This is a genomic window from Streptomyces gilvus, from assembly GCF_022513565.1.
In the GTDB taxonomy this organism is placed as follows: Bacteria; Actinomycetota; Actinomycetes; order Streptomycetales; family Streptomycetaceae; genus Streptomyces; species Streptomyces gilvus.
Map to the genome: position 1 here is coordinate 36,310 of NZ_JAKWBE010000029.1, position 17,934 is coordinate 54,243.

15 protein-coding genes, 1 tRNA gene and 1 pseudogene are annotated in these 17,934 nt (G+C 71.7%); 7 read left to right on the top strand and 10 right to left on the bottom strand.

Going from position 1 to position 17,934, the window contains the following annotated elements; translation table 11 throughout:
- Positions 1 to 58 precede the first annotated feature (58 nt).
- The 4 genes from MKW14_RS32600 to MKW14_RS32615 form a co-directional block, all read right to left on the bottom strand.
- On the bottom strand, positions 59 to 952 hold the full coding sequence (locus MKW14_RS32600) for a carbohydrate ABC transporter permease (RefSeq protein ID WP_240868863.1): 894 nt from the start codon (positions 950 to 952) through the stop codon (positions 59 to 61).
- Positions 953 to 954: 2 nt separating this feature from the next.
- The gene (locus MKW14_RS32605; RefSeq protein WP_240868866.1) at positions 955 to 1,923 is read right to left on the bottom strand and encodes a carbohydrate ABC transporter permease; all 969 of its coding nucleotides are present in this window, start codon (positions 1,921 to 1,923) and stop codon (positions 955 to 957) included.
- Between the two features lie 7 nt (positions 1,924 to 1,930).
- On the bottom strand, positions 1,931 to 3,292 hold the full coding sequence (locus MKW14_RS32610) for an ABC transporter substrate-binding protein (protein ID WP_240868868.1): 1,362 nt from the start codon (positions 3,290 to 3,292) through the stop codon (positions 1,931 to 1,933).
- Between the two features lie 81 nt (positions 3,293 to 3,373).
- Complete coding sequence (locus MKW14_RS32615; protein ID WP_240868872.1) at positions 3,374 to 4,021, bottom strand: ROK family protein; 648 nt, start codon at positions 4,019 to 4,021, stop codon at positions 3,374 to 3,376.
- Between the two features lie 57 nt (positions 4,022 to 4,078).
- On the opposite strand from MKW14_RS32615, the gene MKW14_RS32620 reads away from it, so the two are divergent.
- A tRNA-OTHER gene (locus MKW14_RS32620) sits at positions 4,079 to 4,176 on the top strand.
- Between the two features lie 238 nt (positions 4,177 to 4,414).
- Here MKW14_RS32620 and MKW14_RS41665 read toward each other — a convergent pair.
- Both MKW14_RS41665 and MKW14_RS32625 read right to left on the bottom strand, forming a co-directional pair.
- Positions 4,415 to 4,585, bottom strand: a pseudogene (locus MKW14_RS41665) (MarR family transcriptional regulator); the annotation flags it as partial.
- A 173-nt stretch (positions 4,586 to 4,758) separates the two neighbouring features.
- The gene (locus tag MKW14_RS32625) at positions 4,759 to 5,862 is read right to left on the bottom strand and encodes a mechanosensitive ion channel family protein (protein WP_240868874.1); all 1,104 of its coding nucleotides are present in this window, start codon (positions 5,860 to 5,862) and stop codon (positions 4,759 to 4,761) included.
- 323 nt (positions 5,863 to 6,185) lie between these two features.
- On the opposite strand from MKW14_RS32625, the gene MKW14_RS32630 reads away from it, so the two are divergent.
- The gene (locus MKW14_RS32630) at positions 6,186 to 6,722 is read left to right on the top strand and encodes an HNH endonuclease (RefSeq protein WP_240868878.1); all 537 of its coding nucleotides are present in this window, start codon (positions 6,186 to 6,188) and stop codon (positions 6,720 to 6,722) included.
- Positions 6,723 to 6,818: 96 nt separating this feature from the next.
- On the opposite strand, the gene MKW14_RS32635 is transcribed toward MKW14_RS32630, so the two are convergent.
- From MKW14_RS32635 to MKW14_RS32645, 3 genes are read right to left on the bottom strand one after another with little or no spacing between them, the layout of a single operon-like run.
- Positions 6,819 to 8,222, bottom strand: a complete 1,404-nt coding sequence (locus MKW14_RS32635; protein ID WP_240868879.1) for an ABC transporter permease — start codon at positions 8,220 to 8,222, stop codon at positions 6,819 to 6,821.
- Positions 8,219 to 8,914 carry an ABC transporter ATP-binding protein gene (locus MKW14_RS32640; RefSeq protein ID WP_240868882.1) on the bottom strand — a complete coding sequence of 232 codons (696 nt, stop codon included), beginning with the start codon at positions 8,912 to 8,914 and terminating at the stop codon, positions 8,219 to 8,221. Before MKW14_RS32640 ends, MKW14_RS32635 begins: the two co-directional genes overlap by 4 nt.
- The gene (locus tag MKW14_RS32645; protein ID WP_240868884.1) at positions 8,911 to 9,444 is read right to left on the bottom strand and encodes a PadR family transcriptional regulator; all 534 of its coding nucleotides are present in this window, start codon (positions 9,442 to 9,444) and stop codon (positions 8,911 to 8,913) included. The genes MKW14_RS32640 and MKW14_RS32645 overlap by 4 nt, the downstream gene beginning before the upstream one ends.
- A gap of 194 nt (positions 9,445 to 9,638) precedes the next feature.
- Here MKW14_RS32645 and MKW14_RS32650 point away from each other — a divergent pair, with 194 nt between their 5' ends.
- The 5 genes from MKW14_RS32650 (at position 9,639) to MKW14_RS32680 (ending at position 15,030) form a co-directional block, all read left to right on the top strand.
- Positions 9,639 to 9,869: a hypothetical protein gene (locus MKW14_RS32650; protein ID WP_374116623.1), complete on the top strand. Its 231-nt coding sequence runs from the start codon at positions 9,639 to 9,641 to the stop codon at positions 9,867 to 9,869.
- Positions 9,870 to 11,948 carry a 4-alpha-glucanotransferase gene (gene malQ, locus MKW14_RS32655; RefSeq protein ID WP_240868886.1) on the top strand — a complete coding sequence of 693 codons (2,079 nt, stop codon included), beginning with the start codon at positions 9,870 to 9,872 and terminating at the stop codon, positions 11,946 to 11,948.
- 91 nt (positions 11,949 to 12,039) lie between these two features.
- Positions 12,040 to 12,312, top strand: coding sequence for a hypothetical protein (locus MKW14_RS32660; RefSeq protein WP_240868888.1), 273 nt, complete (start codon positions 12,040 to 12,042; stop codon positions 12,310 to 12,312).
- Between the two features lie 535 nt (positions 12,313 to 12,847).
- On the top strand, positions 12,848 to 14,200 hold the full coding sequence (locus MKW14_RS32675; protein WP_240869012.1) for a sigma-70 family RNA polymerase sigma factor: 1,353 nt from the start codon (positions 12,848 to 12,850) through the stop codon (positions 14,198 to 14,200).
- 71 nt (positions 14,201 to 14,271) lie between these two features.
- The gene (locus tag MKW14_RS32680; RefSeq protein WP_240868891.1) at positions 14,272 to 15,030 is read left to right on the top strand and encodes an SDR family NAD(P)-dependent oxidoreductase; all 759 of its coding nucleotides are present in this window, start codon (positions 14,272 to 14,274) and stop codon (positions 15,028 to 15,030) included.
- A gap of 214 nt (positions 15,031 to 15,244) precedes the next feature.
- Here the strand turns inward: MKW14_RS32680 and pepN are convergent, their stop codons facing one another.
- Positions 15,245 to 17,851, bottom strand: a complete 2,607-nt coding sequence (pepN, locus tag MKW14_RS32685; protein ID WP_240868894.1) for an aminopeptidase N — start codon at positions 17,849 to 17,851, stop codon at positions 15,245 to 15,247.
- Positions 17,852 to 17,934 lie beyond the last annotated feature (83 nt).

A 17,934-nucleotide genomic window follows, 5' to 3' on the forward strand; every position in this document is an offset into this window, starting at 1 on the left:
GAGACTGTTCGGCCGGGGGTCCGGGGGTTGTCCCCCGGGGAGATGCCGCATGACGTGTCTAACCCTTCACTCCGGTGAGCGTGACGCCCTCGACGAACGCCTTCTGGGCGAAGAAGAACACGAGGATCACGGGCGCCATGACCAGCACGGTCGCGGCCATGGTGAGGTTCCAGTCGGTGTGGTGCGCGCCCTTGAAGGACTCCAGGCCGTAACTCAGCGTCCACGCGCCGGGGTTCTCCGAGGCGTAGATCTGCGGGCCGAAGTAGTCGTTCCAGGCGTAGAAGAACTGGAACAGGGCGACGGCGGCGATGCCCGGTCTGGCCATCGGGATGACGACCCTGAGCAGGGTGCGCAGGTCGCCGCAGCCGTCGACCTTGGCCGCGTCGACGTACTCGTTCGGGATGGTCAGCAGGAACTGGCGCAGCAGGAAGATGGAGAACGCGTCGCCGAAGGCCATCGGGATGATCAGCGGCCACAGCGTGCCCGACAGGTCCAGCTGCTTCGCCCAGAACAGGTACATCGGGATGATGATCACCTGGGGCGGCAGCATCATCATCGAGATGACCAGCATCAGGGAGAGATTGCGGCCCCGGAAGCGGAACTTGGCGAGCGCGTAGGCCACCGGGATCGACGACACGACGGTGAGGACCGTCCCGAGTCCCGCGTAGATCAGGGTGTTCTTCCACCAGGTGAGGAAGCCCGGGGTGTCGAAGACCTTCCTGTAGTTGGCCCACTCCCAGGTGTGCGGGATCAGGTCCCGGCTGAGGGCCTGGCTGTCGCTCATCAGCGAGGTCAGGAACACGAACACGAACGGCAGGGTGAAGAAGAGCGCGGCCGCCACCCCGAGGGAGTGGACGGCGATCCACTCGAAGAGCGACCTGCGGCGGGCCGTGCGCTCGGCGGGGGAGACCGGGGCGTGCACCCGCACCGGCTTGTCCAGTACTTGGGCCATGGTCAGTCACCTGCCAGGTTGAGACCGCCCCGGCGCCGCATCAGGAACGCGGTGAACACCATGGACAGGACGAACAGGACGAGGGCGACGACACACGCGGAGCCGTAGTCGAAGCGCTGGAAACCGAGGTTGTAGACGAGCTGGGGGAGGGTCAGCGTGGACTTCTCCGGGTAGCCGGGCTCGAACTGGGTGCCGGCGCCCTGGATCACACCGGAGGCGACCTTCCCGGCGATCAGTGGCTGGGTGTAGTACTGCATGGTCTGGATCACGCCGGTGACGACCGCGAACATCACGATCGGCGAGATGTTGGGCAGGGTCACGTACCGGAACCGCTGCCAGGCCGAGGCGCCGTCCAGCTCGGCGGCCTCGTACTGCTCCTGCGGGACGTCGAGCAGCGCGGCCATGAAGATGACCATCAGGTCGCCGATGCCCCACAGGGCGAGCAGGGTGAGGGCCGGCTTGGACCAGGTGGGGTCGTTGAACCAGCCGGGGGCCGGGATGCCGACCTTCTCCAGGATCGAGTTGACCGGGCCCGTACCGGGGTTGAGCAGGAACGCGAACGCCATGGTCGCGGCCACCGGCGGGGCGAGGTAGGGCAGGTAGAACAGGGTGCGGAAGACCCCCGTGCCCGTCTTGATCTTGGTGATCAGCAGGCCCACGCCGAGTCCGAAGACGACCCGCAGGGTCACCATGACGACGACCAGCCACAGGGTGTTGCGCAGGGCGGGCCAGAAGTAGGGGTAGTGCTCGAAGACGTACGTCCAGTTCTTCGTACCGCTCCACGTCGGCGCCTTGAAGCCGTCGTAGTGCATGAACGAGAAGTAGACCGTCGAGATCAGCGGGTACGCGAAGAAGACCGCGAAGCCGATCAACCAGGGCGACATGAAGGCGAGGGTGCGCAGTGCCTGTTTCCGCTGCTTCGCAGCGAGGGCGGACGGGCGGCGCTTCGACGCCAGTGTGAGGGTGCTCATCGTCGGACTACTTCGCCTGCGCGATGTCCGTGTCGATCTGCTTGGCCGCGCTCTCCAGGCCGGCCTTGAGGTTCGTGACCTTTCCGCTCTCGTAGTCGTAGCCGAGGTTCTGGATGGTCACGAGGTAGGAGCCGCCGTTGATCGAGGCGGGGCTCGTGGTGGAGTTCGGGTTCGCCGCGATGTCGAGGAAGGTCTTGAAGCGCGGGTCGTACTTCAGCTTCGGGGACTTCAGGGCGGCCAGCGTGGAGGGCACGTTGTGGATGCCGTTGGAGAAGTTCACCACCGCGTCGGTGTCCGTGGTGATGTACTTGACGAACTCCCAGGCCGCGTTCTGCTTCTTGCTGGTGGCCGCGATGCCGGCGATGGTGCCGGTGATGTAGCCCTTGCCGTACTGACTGGCCTGGTCGTCGGGGACGGGCAGCGGGGCGACGCCGATGTCCAGCTTCGGGTTGGCCTCCGTGGCCATCCCCAACCGCCACTCGCCGTCGAGCTGCATGGCGACCTGGCCGGTGTGGAAGGGGTGCTTCTTGCCCCACTCGTCGCCGAGCGTGGAGCGGTAGGTCTCCAGCTTCTTGAAACCGCCGAGCTCGTCGACGAGCTTCTTCTGCAGCTGGAACCCCGCCGCGAACGCCGGGTCCTTGGCGAGGTTGGACTTGCCGGCCTTGTCGAAGTACGTCGGCGAGAACTGCGCGAAGTAGTGCTCGGTCGTCGTCTCCCAGCCGTGGTAGTCCGGCATGAACCCGAGCTGCTTGTAGGTGTCGCCCTGGGGGATCGTCAGCTTCTTGGCGTCGGCCTCGAACTCCGACCAGGTCTTCGGCGGGCTGGTGATGCCGGCCTTCTTGAACTCGGTCTTGTTGTAGTAGAGGCCGTACGCGTCGCCCAGCAGCGGCACCGTGCAGCGGTCGCCGTTGAACTGGGTGTACTCGTTCATCGCCTTCGGGAACGTCGTCTGCGGGTCGATGCCGTCCTTCTTGAAGAAGGGGTTGAGGTCGACCAGCGCGCCCGAGGAGCAGAACTTGCCGACGTTGTTGGTGGTGAAGGAGGAGATGACGTCGGGCGCCTTGTCGCCGCCCGTGCGCAGCGCCTGGTTGATCTTGTCGTCGGTCATGTTGCCGACGACGTTGACGTGGATGTTGGGGTGGGCCTTCTCGAAGCCGGCGATCAGCGACTTCACGGCGGCCACCTCGTTCGGCGCGCTCCAGGCGTGCCAGAAGTTGATGGTCGTGTCCTTGGAGGCGTCGTCGCTCGCGCCCGAGCTCGACTGTCCGGTACAGGCGGTGGCGAGCAGGGCGAGGGAGGCGGAGGCGGCGAGCGCGACGACCGTCTTCCGGGTCACTTCGGGGGCGACTTTCCTGGACTTTTCGGGCATGGCAAGGTCTCCCAGGGGCGGGACGGGGTGGGTGAGGAAGGCGCGGGGGGTGAGTGCGGGGTCTGCGGGAGGGGTGGTGCGTCAGCGCGAGGTGTCGAAGACCTCGTCGCGGGTGGCCGCGAGGGCGCTCTCCAGCGCGCCCCGCAGCACGGGGTGTTCCCGTACGTCGCCGATGACGAGCCGGGGGCGGGCGGCGGCCAGCTCCTCCAGTTCGTCCTGCACGAGGGAGCGCAGGCGCTCGCCGCCCGAGGTCAGGGAGGCGCCGCTGAGCACGACGAGTTCGGGGTCGAGGACGGAGACGAGGGCGGCGAGACCGGTGGCCAGCCGGGTCGCGTACGTCTGCAGGAGCCGGCGGGAGAGGTCGGTGTCCTCGGCGGCGGCCCGCTCCAGGAGCGCGGCGGCCACCTCGGCGTACGGCCCCGAGGGGATCGGCGCGATGCCGAGTTCACGGGCCAGACGCGGGACGGCCTGGGAGCCGGCCAGCTCCTGGTAGCCACCGCTGTTGGCCTTCGTCACCTGCCGGACCAGGGGTGCGCCCGGCACCGGGAGGAAGCCCACCTCGCCCGCGCCGCCGGTCCAGCCGCGGTGCAGCCGGCCGCCGAGGACCAGGGCGGCGCCGAGGCCCCCCTCGTTCCAGAACAGCACGAAGTCCTCGTGCCCCCGCGCCGCGCCCAGCCGTTGTTCGGCGACGGCGACGAGGTTGACGTCGTTCTCGTACTCCACCGGCATCGGCAGCGCGGCGGCGAGTTCGTCGAGCAGGGCCGGGGTGTGCCAGCCCGGGAGGTGGGAGGCGTAGCGCAGCCGGCCGGTGTTGGGGTCGAAGGCGCCCGGGGTGCCGATGACGAGCCGGTGGACGTCGTCGCGGGCCAGTCCCGCCGCCTTCACCGCGCCGTCGAGGGCGTCGGTGACCTGCCGGAGAACGGGCTGGGCCGGACGCCTCCCGGGGGTGGGGAGTTCGTACGAGCCCACCGTGCGGCCGGTGACGTCGGCGACGGCGGCGAGGATGCGCTCCGGGGTGACGTCCAGGCCCGCCGCGTACCCGGCGGCCGGGTTGACCTCGTACAGCTGGGCGTTGGGGCCGGGCCGTCCCTCGGTGGTGCCGGTGGCGAGGACCAGCCCGGCCGCCTCCAGGCGGGCGAGCAGCTGGGAGGCGGTCGGCTTGGAGAGGCCGGTGAGCTTGCCGATCCGCGTGCGGGACAGCGGCCCGTGCTCCAGGAGGAGGTCCAGGGCGGCGCGGTCGTTCATGGCGCGCAGGACGCGCGGGGTGCCCGGCGTACCGGCGGATCCTGCCATGGGTCGACACCTGCCTTTCGACTGTCCAGCTTCTCATTCCAGCACTGTTAGGAAAGTTTCCTATTGGCTGGAAAGGAACGTAAGCCCAGGGCGAAGGGGGCGTCAAGAGAAGCCGCCCCCGAGGCAACACACTCGTTACCTCGGGGGCGGTGGAGACCGGGGGAAGTGGCCGGCTACTTCGGCGCGGTCCGCTGCGGCGCTATCGGCGTGGCCGCCGCCGACTGCGGGGAGTCCGGGTTGGCGTGGGCGGACGGGGCCGCGACCGTCTCCGCCGGGTCGGCGACGTCCAGGGCCGTGGCCACGGCCGTCTCGCCGCCCACGATGCGGATGTCCGCCGCGTCGAAGGCCCGCTTGACGCGCCAGCGCAGCTCGCGTTCGACGGCGAGGGACTTGCCCGGCATGGTCTTCGCGGAGACGCGCACGACCATCGAGTCCAGCAGCACGCTGTCCAGGCCGAGCACCTCGATCGGGCTCCACAGGAGCTCGTTCCAGGGCTCCTCCGCGCTCATCTTCTCGGCGACCTCGTCGAGGGTGGCCTTCAGCTTGTCCAGGTCTTCGTTCGCCTTCACGGTGACGTCGACACCGGCCGTGGCCCAGCCCTGGGAGAGGTTGCCGATCCGCTTGACCTCGCCGTTGCGGACGTACCAGATCTCGCCCTCGGCACCGCGCAGCTTCGTCACGCGCAGGCCGACCTCGATGACCTCGCCGGAGGCCACGCCCGCGTCGATCGTGTCGCCGACGCCGTACTGGTCCTCCAGGATCATGAAGACACCGGAGAGGAAGTCGGTGACCAGGTTGCGGGCGCCGAAACCGATCGCGACACCGGCGACACCGGCGGAGGCCAGCAGCGGGGCCAGGTTGATCTGGAACGCGCCCAGGACCATCAGCGCCGCGGTGCCGAGGATCAGGAAGGACGCCACCGAGCGCAGCACCGAGCCGATGGCCTGGGAGCGCTGACGGCGGCGTTCGTTGTTGACCAGCAGACCGCCCAGCGAGGTGCCGTCGACCGCCTCGGCGGTGCGGGTCATCCGGTCGATCAGCTTGGTGATCGCCCGCTGCACGACCGCTCTGAGTACTCCCGCGATCACCAGGATCAGCAGGACCCTGAGACCGATCGCCAGCCACGTCGACCAGTTCTGCTCGACCCAGCTGGCCGCGTTCGTCGCGCTCTCCTGGGCGTCCTGGAGCGTCGGGACCGTCACGGCCGTCGACCCCGTCGGGGACGGCGACGGCGACGGCGACGAACCGGCGGCCAGTAGGACGGCGGGCAAGGACACGGCGGGTACCTCCAGGTGCAGCGGTCCGCCCGTCGGCACGCGACGCGGTCAAGGTCACGAAAAGGTCACCGGACGGGCAGGCCCACCACACTATCGGGGCACGGTGTGTGCATCCTTGCCGTCTCCTGAGGAGAGACCGTGCGGAGTCCGGGATGAGCAGGTGGGATAAACACATCCCGCTCGGGGGGATGAATCACGTGTGGTCGAAAACACTCCCAGCCCGTTACCGGGACATGGTGGCGCTTCCACCAGGCAAGAGGGGAGACTGACCTACAGATCGTCCCGGCGCGAGCCACGCGCCGCCGACGCCCAAGGAGGCATCCGTGCCGCATGTCCTGGTCCTCAACGCGTCGTACGAGCCACTCGGCGTCGTACCGCTCCGCCGCGCGCTCGTCCTCGTCCTGGAGAACAAGGCCGTCTCCCTCGAGGAATCGGGCGCCTTCATGCACAGCGCGACCGTCACAGTCCCCGCACCAAGCGTGGTCCGGCTCAAGCGATTCGTCCGGGTTCCCTATCGGGGGCCCGTTCCTCTGACCCGGCGCGCGCTGTTCGCGCGTGACGGGGGCCGGTGCATGTACTGCGGTGGCGTCGCAACCAGCGTCGACCACGTCATCCCGCGCAGCCGCGGGGGCAAACACGTCTGGGACAACGTGGTGGCGTCCTGCCGCCGCTGCAACCACGTCAAGGCCGACCGGCACCTGATCGAGCTGGGCTGGCGGCTGCGCCACAAACCGGCCCCGCCCACCGGTCTGGCCTGGCGCATCATCGGGACCGGCCATAGGGACCCGCGCTGGCTGCCCTACCTGCAGCCGTACGGCGCGGAAGACGCCATGGCCCGGATCGACGGCATCTCCGCCTGACGGTCCGGGCCTTCGCATTCCCCGGTCACCGGGAGTGCGGCAGCGTACGGCCCGGCCCGGGAGCCCCCCGCGCTCCCGGGCCGGACAGTCGTGCGGTCAGGCGTAGCGCAGCTCGGCCGGGTGCAGGGTGCGGCGCAGCAGCGGGAGCGAGGTGGCGGCCGCCAGCAGACAGCAGCCGTAGACCGCGAGCGGCACCAGCGGCGCGGCGTACGGCACGGCGAGGTGGTGTGCGGTGGCCGAGCCGTACCAGAGGCCGATGCCCATGCCGCCGACGCCGGCCACCGCGACCGCGGGCAGCAGCGGCAGCGCGGTCTCCAGCAGCAGCGCCCGGCCCAGCACCGCGCGCGGCACCCCGGCGGCGGTCTGCGCCGCGAGGCCACGGCGCCGGGTGGCGACGGACTCGGCGGTGCCGACGGCGAGGGCGGCGAGGACGAGCGCCAGGGCGACGCCGATCGCGGCGGCGGTGAGGTCGAGGCCGTTGGTGTAGTACGACACGCTCATGCCGAGCGTGTGCTCGCGGCGGCCGGTCTCCACCTCGGCCAGGAACGCCTCGCGAACGCCGACGAAACCGGTGCCGACCACCGTCACCAGCAGGACCGCCGCGTGGGTGCGGGCCGCGGCCCACGGGTCGGCCCGCAGCCGTTCGGCGGCGATCAGCACGGCCGCGTTCCGGGCGCGGGCGGCGAGGACCTCGCCCAGCCGGCCGGACGCCCAGCCGGTCAGCAGCACCGCGGAGGCGCCCACCAGCAGGCACAGGGCGAAGACCGCGAGCGGGCCGACGGCGAGGCCGAACAGGGGGAGCGAGAAGGGGTCGCCAACGAAGACGGCCGCGGTCACGAACAGCGCGGAGACGCCCAGCAGGACGGTCGCCGCGAGGAACAGCCGCCCGGGACCGGCCGGCCGGGTCCGCCGTACGACACCCAGCGGGGAGGCCACCACGCGGCGCAGCGACAGCGCGCCCACGGCCGCGCCGGCCGCCGGGACCAGCAGGGCCACGGCGACGATGCCGGCCCAGGCCAGCGGGTCGGGGTCGTGCCAGAGGCCGAGCAGTACGGGCACGGAGACCGCGGTGGCCGCGGCGGAACCGGCCAGACAGGCGAGGCCCGTCTCCAGCGCCGCGATCCGCCGCACCTGCGTGGGCGCGGCCCCCGCGAGGCGCAGCGCGGCCAGCCGCCGGTCGCGGTGCACGGCGCCGATGCGCGCGCACTGGCCGAGGAAGCCGAACACGGGTATGAGCAGCAGCGTCAGCGCGACGACCACGCCGCCCCGGGTCCCCTGCTCGTCGAGCAGCCCGCCGCCGACGCCGATGTGGTGCTGCCCGTTCATCGGCACGAGCACGGCGATCACCAGCCCGAGCCCGGCGGCCCCCGCCGCCCCCACCACGGTCAGCCCGACCCGCCACCACTCCCGCCGGTCCGACCCCTTGGTCAACAGCCAGGCGAGCCGCACATCACCCCCCACACCACTGGTCCTCGCCCGCGTGTTCGCCGCGTCGCTCATGCCGTCACCCCCGCTCCCGCCACGACCCCGTCGGTCAGGCGAATCTCTCGGTCCGCGTAGGCCGCCACCTGGGCGTCATGGGTGATCAGGAGGACGGTCGTGCCGGTCTCGCGGGCCGTGTGGGTCAGGGATGTCATGACCTGTTCGGAGGACAGGGAGTCCAGCGCTCCCGTCGGCTCGTCCGCGAAGACGATCCGCGGCCCGGTGACCAGGGCGCGGGCCAGGGCGGTGCGCTGGGCCTGGCCGCCGCTCATCTCGCCCGGGCGCAGGTCCCCCTGGCCGCGTACGCCGAACCGTTCCAGCCACTCGCCGGCCCGCGCCCGGGCGTCGCCGCGCGAGGTCCCCGCCAGCATCAGCGGCAGGGCCACGTTGTCCAGCGCCGTCAGTTCCGGGATCAGCTGCCCGAACTGGAACACCACCCCGAAGTCGCTCCGGCGCAGCTCGCTCAGCCGCCGCTCCGGCAGCCGGTCCAGCCGCTCACCGGCATACGTCACCGAGCCCGCGTCCGGCCGCACGATCCCGGCGAGGCAGTGCAGCAGCGTCGACTTGCCGCTGCCGCTCGCGCCGGTCACCGCGAGCATCTCGCCGGCGCCCAGTTCGACCGAGGCGCCCCGCAGGGCCTCGGTCCTGCCGTGTGCCTTGGTGAGGCCGCGGGCCGCCAGCAGCGGCACCTTCCCGTCCCCGTTGTTCATGCCGAGTCGACCTCCGCGGTCAGGGTGGTGAGCCGGGCCGCCGTCGTGGTCATCCAACGGAGGTCGGCGTCGAGGTGGTTGAGGGCGTAGTCCGCCGAGAGCACGGTCGCGAGATCGGCGCCCTTGGCGGTCTTGACCGCCGTGAGCTGCCGCATCCGCTCCATGTGCGCGTCGCGCTGGGCCCGCAGATAGGCCGCCGCGTCGCCGCCGGACAGGATGGACACGACGACCTTGGCGAAGATCTCGTTCGTCACGAAGGGCGCGGGCGGGGCGATCTCCCCGGCCCAGCGCGCCAGTTCACGCGAGCCGTCCTCGGTCGAGCGGTACGTCGTCCGTTCCGGCCCGCCGTCCGACTCCGTGCCGTCGATCTGCGCGAGACCGTCCCGGACCAGGCGCTGCAGGGTCGTGTAGACCTGCCCGTAGGCCAGCGGACGGGCCTGCGGGAAACGCTCGTCGTGCCGCCGCTTGAGGTCGTAGCCATGGCTCGGCCCCGCGGCGAGCAGGCCCAGCAGGATGTGGCGGGTGCTCATGGGATCAGTATGCACTCAATACATGTAGTGAGTGAATAGTGGCCCGGGAACTGTCGGCGGGTGACGACTGAGGCGCCCCGGCCCAGAATGTGAGGAGAGGCACGTAGTTCCTTCCTGTACGTCTGTCATCGCGCCCGCTGGGTAGGGCTGCGGTAACCGCCCCAAGGTCGCCGTACTCGCGAAGGAGGCCCCTCGTGGCCGCACCGGCTCACCCGCTCTCCAAACCCGTGGCGCAGCTGCCGCCCCTGGAGGACGAACCGCACTTCTGTGTCTTCAGCGCGGAGGGCGCCTGCGCCGAGACCCCGCTCACCAGCGAGCCGCCGCTGCCCGAGGCCGAGCCGCTCACCAGCGAACCCCCGCTCTTCGAGGCCGCGCCGCTGACCAGCGAGGCGGTGGCCCCCGAGCCGGACTGCGCGAGGCCGTAGATGACCGCGCAGGGGCCGGCCGAACCGCCCTCCGAGGAGCTGACCCGGCTCGCCGGGCTGCACGGCGTCGCCACCTCCTACAGCCCCTCCCCGGACCGCACGGTCGCCGCGTCGGCCACCGCCGTCACCCTGACCCTGGCCGCCCTCGGCGTCGACGCCGGCACCGCGGCCTCGGTCCGCGCCGCCCTCGCCGCCCGCGAACGCGAACTGGCCGAACGGCTGCTGCCGCCCACGGTGGTGCTCTGGAGCGGCGCCACGTCCCCCGCCCTGGACGCCCTCCCGCCCGGCACCCGGCTGAGCGTCGAGACCGAGGAGGGCGAGACGCGGACGTCCGTCGAGGAACTCCCGCCCGGCGTCCACCGGTTGACCGCCGCCGCCCCCGACGGCCGCACCGCCGCGGCCCACCTGGTCGTCGCCCCGCCCCGACTGCCGACGCCCACGACCCGCTCGTACGGCCTCCTGGTCCAGCTCTACTCCCTGCTCTCCCGCCGCTCCTGGGGCATGGGCGACCTGGGCGACCTGGCCGAACTCACCGACTGGGCCGGCCGCGCGCTCGGCGCCGGCTTCGTCCAGGTCAACCCCCTGCACGCGGCCGTACCAGGCGCCCCCACGGACCCGTCCCCCTACCGCCCCTCCTCCCGCCGCTTCCCCGACCCGGTGCACCTGCGCGTCGAGGACGTGCCCGAGTACGCGTACGTCACCGAGCGGGAGAAGCTGCGGACGCTCCTGGAGCGGGCCGACCGGCTGCGCGCCTGCGTCCTGGAGAAGGACGCGCTGATCGACCGGGACGCGGTGTGGGAGCTCAAGCGGGAGGCGCTGGAACTGGTCCGCGAGGTACCGCTCGGCCCGGGCCGGCGTGCCGCCTACGCCGACTTCCTCGCCCGGGAGGGCGAGGCGCTGGAGGACCACGCCACCTGGTACGCCCTCGCCGAGGCGCACGGCCCGGACTGGCGGAGCTGGCCGGCCGGTCTGCGCGACCCCCGCTCGGCCGAAACCGCCCGCGCCCGCGGCGCGTTGATGGACCGGGTGGACTTTTACTGCCGTCTGGCCTGGCTCACCGACAGCCAGCTCACGGCCGCCCAGCGCACCGCGCGCGAGGCCGGGATGGCGGTGGGCGTCGTCCACGACCTGGCGGTCGGCGTGCACCCCGAGGGCGCCGATGCCTGGGCGCAGCAGGAGTACTTCGCCGCCGGGATGTCGGTGGGCGCCCCGCCCGACGCCTTCAACGCGCGCGGCCAGGACTGGGGGCTGCCGCCGTGGCGCCCGGACCGGCTGGCCGAGTCGGGCTACGAGCCGTACCGCCGCCTGCTCAGGGCCCTGTTCCGGTACGCCGGCGCCCTGCGCATCGACCACGTGATGGGCCTGTTCCGGCTCTGGTGGGTGCCGCAGGGGCATCCGCCCACCGAGGGCACGTACGTCCGCTACGACGCCGAGGCCATGCTCGCCGTGCTGGTGCTGGAGGCCGCGCGCGCCGGGTCCGTCGTCATCGGCGAGGACCTGGGCACCGTGGAGCCCGGGGTGCGGGAGAAGCTGCGCGAGCGCGGGGTGCTGGGCACCTCGGTGCTGTGGTTCGAACGGGACTGGGAGGGCGACGGCCGCCCGCTGCCCCCCGAGGACTGGCGTGCCGACTGCCTCGCCACCGCCACCACCCACGACCTGCCCTCCACCGCGGCCCGCCTCACCGGCGAACACGTCGAGCTCCGCGACCGGCTGGACCTGCTGACCCGCCCCCTCGCGGAGGAACGGGCCGAGGCCGCCGCCGACACGGGGGAGTGGCTGGCCGTGCTCACCCGGCTCGGGCTGCTGCACGGCACGGGCGGCGGACACGGCACCTCCGAGGAGGAGGCCGAGATCCAGGCCGTCCACCGCTTCCTGCTGCGCACCCCGTCCCGGCTCCTCGGCGTCTGGCTCCCGGACACGGTCGGCGACCGGCGTCCGCAGAACCTGCCGGGCACCTGGGACCAGTACCCGAACTGGCGGCTGCCCATCGCGGACGCGCGGGGCAGGCCGGTGACCCTGGAGGAGCTGGCCGGCTCGGCGCGGCTGCACGCCCTGATCGACGTCCTGCGGACCGGGTAGACCGGGGCGCGATCCGGGTGAGGCCTGGCCGGGGGGCTGCTAAGGGACCCCGGACGAGCGACCCCGATCGTCATTCGATACTTTTGGGACCGTGGACAAGAAGAACGCCCTGCGCGCCGGCGCCCTGGCCGCCGGTACGACGCTGATGATGCTGCTCATGTCGTCCCCCGCGCTCGCGCTGACCCGCGACGACGGCGACGACCCCGGCAAGGGCCTGAGTGTCATCCAGACGCTGGGCCTCTACGTCGCCATCCCGCTCGCCCTGTTCGGGATCATCGCGGGCCTGGTGATGGTCCTGGACAAGTCCCACCCCAGCCACCGCGTCGCCAAGCCCGGCGCGGACAAGGCCAAGGCGAAGGCCTGACCCCACGCTTCACCGAGGGCGCCGACCGCACCGCGGGCGCGGCCGACGCCCTCGACGTGTTCTTCGGCCCTTCGCCCAGCCCCTCATGGCCGCGTCCCGTCCCGCTCCTTCGGCTACGCCGTGAAGTAGTGGCCCTCCGCCAGGTCCTCCAGCAGGCCCGGGCCCGTGGGGTCCCAGTCCAGCCACTTGCGCGTGAGGGTGTTGGACGCCGGGACGTCGAGGGGGACGATGTGGCCGAGCCAGCCGAAGTGCGCGTCCGCCTCCTCGGGGGCGATGGAGCGGACCGGCAGGTCCAGGTGGCGGCCGATGACGGTGGCGATGTCCCGGAACGGGATGCATCCGGCTCCGCCCCGACCTCACCTCCGTCCCGCTGCACGGCGTGGAGCCCAGCCAGGTCGCCCTCGCCACGCGCGCGGGCGACCGCGGCCGCATGGTGACGGCCTTCCGGAAAGTCGCGCGGACGCACCTCACGCGCCCCGAGCAGGTATAGCGTCACACCGTCCCCGTGTGACGCGATCCCCTCCCGGAGGTGCCCGTGGTCGCCGACGTCTGTGCGGTGTGTGGAAAGCCGCTGCCCGCCCGGGCCGGCCGCACGGGCCGCAGCTCCCTGTACTGCTCGGCGGCCTGCCGGCAGAAGGCGTACCGCAGGCGGCACGGGCCGGAGGAGACCGGGGTGGAGGGGCTGATCGAGGACCTCGCGCGCCAGGTGAAGGAGCTGGCGCCGACACCGCCCTCGGTCCTGTACTCGGGGGTGAGCGAGCTGTCCTCGTCCGTCGCCCGGCTGCGGCGGGTGGCGCGGGTGGCGCGGGACGCGGCGAAGACGGCGCGGGACACGGCGAAGGAATCCGTCACGCCCGTCCCCGTGACGGAACCGGAGACGGGGCCCCGGCCCACCGGGTCCGGGTTCGCCGCCCTCACCGAGACCGACTTCGCCGCCCTCACCGAGGCCCACCGGCGTGAGATCCAGGTCCACTGCTACCGCATGACCGGCTCGTACGACGACGCCGAGGACCTGGTGCAGGAGACGTTTCTGCGGGCCTGGCGGGCCCGGGACGGCTTCGAGGGGCGGGCCGGCGCCCGCACCTGGCTGTACCGCATCGCCACCAACGCCTGCCTGGACTTCCAGCGCCGCACCGCCCGCCGCCCCCAGCGCTATGAACCGATCCCCGGCATGAACCACGGCACCGGCGAGCCGCCCGCCCGTATCACCTGGCTGCAGCCGTATCCCGACGACGAACTGCCCTCCGCCGAGGAGCAGCCGGAGGCCGCCGCGCTCTCCCGGGAGACCCTCGAACTGGTCTTCCTCGCCGCCCTCCAGCACCTTCCGCCCCGCCAGCGCGCGGTGCTGATCCTGCGGGACGTGCTGGGGCTGACCGCCGCCGAGACCGCCGAGGCCCTCGGCCTGACCGTGGCCTCCGCCAACAGCGCCCTGCAGCGCGCCCGCCCCACCCTGCGCGACCGTCTGCCCCGCCACCGCGCCGACTGGACGACGACCGAGCCCACCCGGGCCCAACGGGCCGTGCTGCAGCGGTACATGACCGCCGCCGAACAGCTCGACTTCGGGACGATGACCGAGCTGCTGAGCGAGGACGTCACGCTCACCATGCCGCCCAACCCCTTCTGGTTCACGGGCCGCGACGCCCTCGTCGACTTCCTGCGCCCCACCCTGGACCCGGCGTCCCCGATGTTCTTCGGCCACTGGCGCCATCTGCCCGCGCGCGCCAACGGCCGGCTCGCGGCGGGCGGTTACGTCCGCAGGCCCGGTACGAACGTGTACCGCGCGCAGGTCCTCGACGTGCTCCGCTTCGACGCCGACGACCGGATCGTCGAGGTCACCTCCTTCGAACCGCACCTCTTCCCGGCCTTCGGCCTGCCCCTGCGTCTGTGACCGATGACCGCCACGGCCCCGGCGCGTCCATATGACCGACACGAACGTCACGACCCGCAGGGAGAATCACCATGCTGCTCACCGACAAGACCGCGATCGTCTACGGCGCCGGCGGCTCGATCGGCGGTGCGGTGGCCCGCGCCTTCGCCGCCGAGGGGGCCCGCGTCCACCTCGTCGGACGGACCCGTAAGACGCTGGAGGCGGTGGCCGCCGACATCAAGGACGCCGAGGTCGCCGTGGTGGACGCGTTGGACGAGAACGCCGTCGAGGACCACCTGAACCGCGTCGGCGCCGTCGACGTCTCCTTCAACCTGGTCAGCCGGGGCGATGTGCAGGGCGCCCCGCTCACCGAGATGCCGGTGGACGACTTCCTGCGGCCGGTGATCGACGGCACCCGCGCCACCTTCATCACCGCCCGCGCCGCAGGCCGCCGGATGGCCGAGCGCGGCTCCGGCGTCATCCTCACCCTCAACAGCGGCTCCGCGCACGGCAGTCCGATGATGGGCGGCACGGGACCCGCGGACGCCGCCACCGACACGCTCGTCCGCAACCTGGCGATCGAACTGGGCCCGCGCGGAGTGCGCGCCGTGGGCCTGTGGGCGGCCGGCGTCCCCGAGACCTTCACCGTCGAGAAGCTCTCCGCGGTCAACCCGGCGATCGACGAGGCCGCGATCCAGGGCATCGTCGCCAACCTCGCCACGATGCGCATGACCCGCCGCAACCCCACCCTCGCCGAGATCACCGCCACGGCCGCCTTCCTGGCCTCCGACCACGCGGCGGGCATCACCGGCACCTTCGTCAACGTGACGGGCGGGATGGTCGTGCGCTGAGGGCGGTTCACGGGCGGCCTGGGGGCTGAGGGCGTACGAAGGGGCGCCCGGCACGATGCCGGGCGCCCCTCGTCGTCGTACGCGGAACCAAGCGGACATGGTGAAGTCCGCAGCGGTTCGGTAGCGCCCCCGAAGGGGCGCGGGGAACTGCGCGACCGGCCACGACGGCGCCGCGGACGACGGACGGCACAGCGCGGCACTTCCAGCGGAGCGCTTAGTCGGCCGAGTCCGCCGCCTGCGCCTTCAGCGCCCGCTCCACACCCGAGCGGGACTCCGAGACCAGGCGGCGCAGGGCCGCGTTGGGCTCGGTCTCGGAGAGCCAGGTGTCCGTTTTGGCCAGGGTGTCCTGGGAGACCTGGACGGCGGGGTAGAGGCCGACGGCGATCTGCTGGGCCATCTCGTGCGAGCGGGAGGACCAGATGTCGTTGACCACCTCGAAGTACTTGTCCGTGTACGGGGCGAGCAGCTCGCGCTGGTCGGTCTGGACGAAGCCGGCGATGACCGCCTCCTGCACGGCGTTCGGCAGCTTGTCGGACTCGACGACCGACGCCCAGGCCTCCGCCTTGGCCTCCACGGTCGGGCGGGCGGCACGCGCGGACGCCGCGTGGCGCTCACCGGCCGCCGTCTTGTCCCGCTCGTACTCGCCGGCGATCTCCGCCTCGTCGAAACGACCGCCCGCGGCGAGACGCTGCACCAGCGCCCAGCGCAGCTCCGTGTCGACGGCCAGGCCCTCGATCGTCTGCGAACCGTCCAGCAGGGACTCCAGCAGGTCCAGCTGCTCCGGCGTACGGGCCGTGGCCGCGAAGGCGCGGGCCCAGGCCAGCTGGTGGTCGCTGCCCGGCTCGGCGGAGCGCAGGTGCGCCAGCGTGGCGTCGGTCCAGCGGGTCAGCAGGGACTCGCGGGCGGTCGGGGCGGCGTACAGGTCGACGGCGAGCTTCACCTGGCGCTGCAGGGACTGCACGACACCGATGTCGGACTCCTTGCCGATGCCCGACAGGACCAGGGAGAGGTAGTCGCGGGTGGCGAGCTCCGCGTCCCGGGTCATGTCCCAGGCCGAGGCCCAGCACAGGGCGCGGGGGAGGGAGGACTCGAAGTCGCCGAGGTGCTCGGTGACGAAGGCGAGGGACTGCTCGTCGAGGCGGACCTTGGCGTACGACAGGTCGTCGTCGTTGAGCAGGACGACCGCAGGACGGCGCTTGCCCACCAGCTGCGGTACGGCCGTCAGCTCGCCGTCGACGTCCAGCTCCACGCTCCCCCACTCTCGGCTTCGCTCGAGCGGGGGGACCCCCATGCCGCGCACCAGCTTGCCGCTCGCGTCGTCGCGTTCGTACAGGCCGATCGCGATGCGGTGTGGGCGCAGGGTCGGCTCGCCCTTGGCGCCGGCGGGCAGGGCCGGGGCCTCCTGGCGGATCGCGAACGACGTGATCACGCCCCCGGCGTCCGTCTCGATCTCCGGGCGCAGGATGTTGATGCCGGCCGTCTGCAGCCACTTCTCCGACCAGGTCCCCAGGTCGCGCCCGGAGGTCTCCTCCAGCGCGCCCAGCAGGTCGGACAGGCGCGTGTTGCCGTACGCGTGGCTCTTGAAGTACGCCTGCACGCCCGCGAAGAACTCGTCCATGCCGACGTACGCCACGAGCTGCTTCAGGACGCTCGCGCCCTTGGCGTAGGTGATGCCGTCGAAGTTGACGAGGACGTCGTCGAGGTCGCGGATCTCGGCCATGATCGGGTGGGTGGAGGGCAGCTGGTCCTGCCGGTACGCCCACGTCTTCATGGAGTTGGCGAAGGTGGTCCACGAGTGCGGCCAGCGGGACTCGGGGTGGTACGCCTGGCACGCGATGGACGTGTACGTGGCGAACGACTCGTTCAGCCACAGGTCGTTCCACCACTCCATGGTGACCAGGTCGCCGAACCACATGTGGGCCAGCTCGTGGAGGATGGTCTCGGCGCGCAGCTCGTACGACGCGTCGGTGACCTTGGAACGGAAGACGTACTGGTCGCGGATGGTCACCGCGCCCGCGTTCTCCATCGCGCCCGCGTTGAACTCCGGCACGAAGAGCTGGTCGTACTTCTTGAACGGGTACGCGTAGTCGAACTTCTCCTGGAACCACTCGAAGCCCTGCCGGGTGACCTCGAAGATCGCGTCCGAGTCGAGGAACTCGGCGAGCGAGGGGCGGCAGTAGATGCCGAGCGGCACGGACTGGCCGTCCTTCTCGTACACGCTGTGCACGGAGTGGTACGGGCCGACGATCAGCGCCGTGATGTAGCTGGAGATCCGCGGCGTCGGCTCGAAGACCCAGACGTCGTCCTTGGGCTCCGGGGTCGGGGAGTTGGAGATGACGGTCCAGCCGGTCGGCGCCTTCACCGTGAACTGGAAGGTGGCCTTCAGGTCGGGCTGCTCGAAGCTCGCGAACACCCGGCGGGCGTCCGGCACCTCGAACTGCGTGTAGAGATAGGCCTGCTGGTCGACCGGGTCGACGAAGCGGTGCAGGCCCTCGCCGGTGTTGGTGTACGCGCAGTCCGCGACGACGCGCAGGACGTTGCGGCCCTCCAGCAGGCCCGGCAGCGCGATCCGGGAGTCCGCGAAGACCTCCGCCGGGTCGAGCGGGTCGCCGTTCAGGGTGACCTCGTGGACCGTGGGGGCGACCAGGTCGATGAAGGACTCGGAGCCGTTCTCGCTGACGTCGAAACGCACCGTCGTCACGGACCGGTACGTACCGCCCTCCTGCGCGCCGGAGAGGTCGAGATCGATCTCGTAGGACTCGACAGTGAGCAGCTGCGCCCGCTGCTGAGCCTCTTCGCGAGTCAGGTTTGTGCCAGGCACGCGTTCATCTCCTCGTATGTGTCGGTTCGGCGGTGCGGCCATCCTTCCACGAGTGGGGCGCGGATTGGGGTGGCCAATGTTTT

What these genes read in the sequence shown, in the direction of transcription:
- malQ (WP_240868886.1), top strand. Translation starts at nt 9,870, where the DNA reads ATGACCGCGCAGGGGCCGGCCGAACCGCCCTCCGAGGAGCTGACCCGG.
- MKW14_RS32680 (WP_240868891.1), top strand. Translation starts at nt 14,272, where the DNA reads ATGCTGCTCACCGACAAGACCGCGATCGTCTACGGCGCCGGCGGCTCG.
- MKW14_RS32645 (WP_240868884.1), bottom strand. Translation starts at nt 9,444, where the DNA reads ATGAGCACCCGCCACATCCTGCTGGGCCTGCTCGCCGCGGGGCCGAGC.
- MKW14_RS32600 (WP_240868863.1), bottom strand. Translation starts at nt 952, where the DNA reads ATGGCCCAAGTACTGGACAAGCCGGTGCGGGTGCACGCCCCGGTCTCC.
- MKW14_RS32610 (WP_240868868.1), bottom strand. Translation starts at nt 3,292, where the DNA reads ATGCCCGAAAAGTCCAGGAAAGTCGCCCCCGAAGTGACCCGGAAGACG.
- MKW14_RS32605 (WP_240868866.1), bottom strand. Translation starts at nt 1,923, where the DNA reads ATGAGCACCCTCACACTGGCGTCGAAGCGCCGCCCGTCCGCCCTCGCT.
- MKW14_RS32635 (WP_240868879.1), bottom strand. Translation starts at nt 8,222, where the DNA reads ATGAGCGACGCGGCGAACACGCGGGCGAGGACCAGTGGTGTGGGGGGT.
- MKW14_RS32615 (WP_240868872.1), bottom strand. Translation starts at nt 4,021, where the DNA reads ATGCCGGTGGAGTACGAGAACGACGTCAACCTCGTCGCCGTCGCCGAA.
- MKW14_RS32640 (WP_240868882.1), bottom strand. Translation starts at nt 8,914, where the DNA reads ATGAACAACGGGGACGGGAAGGTGCCGCTGCTGGCGGCCCGCGGCCTC.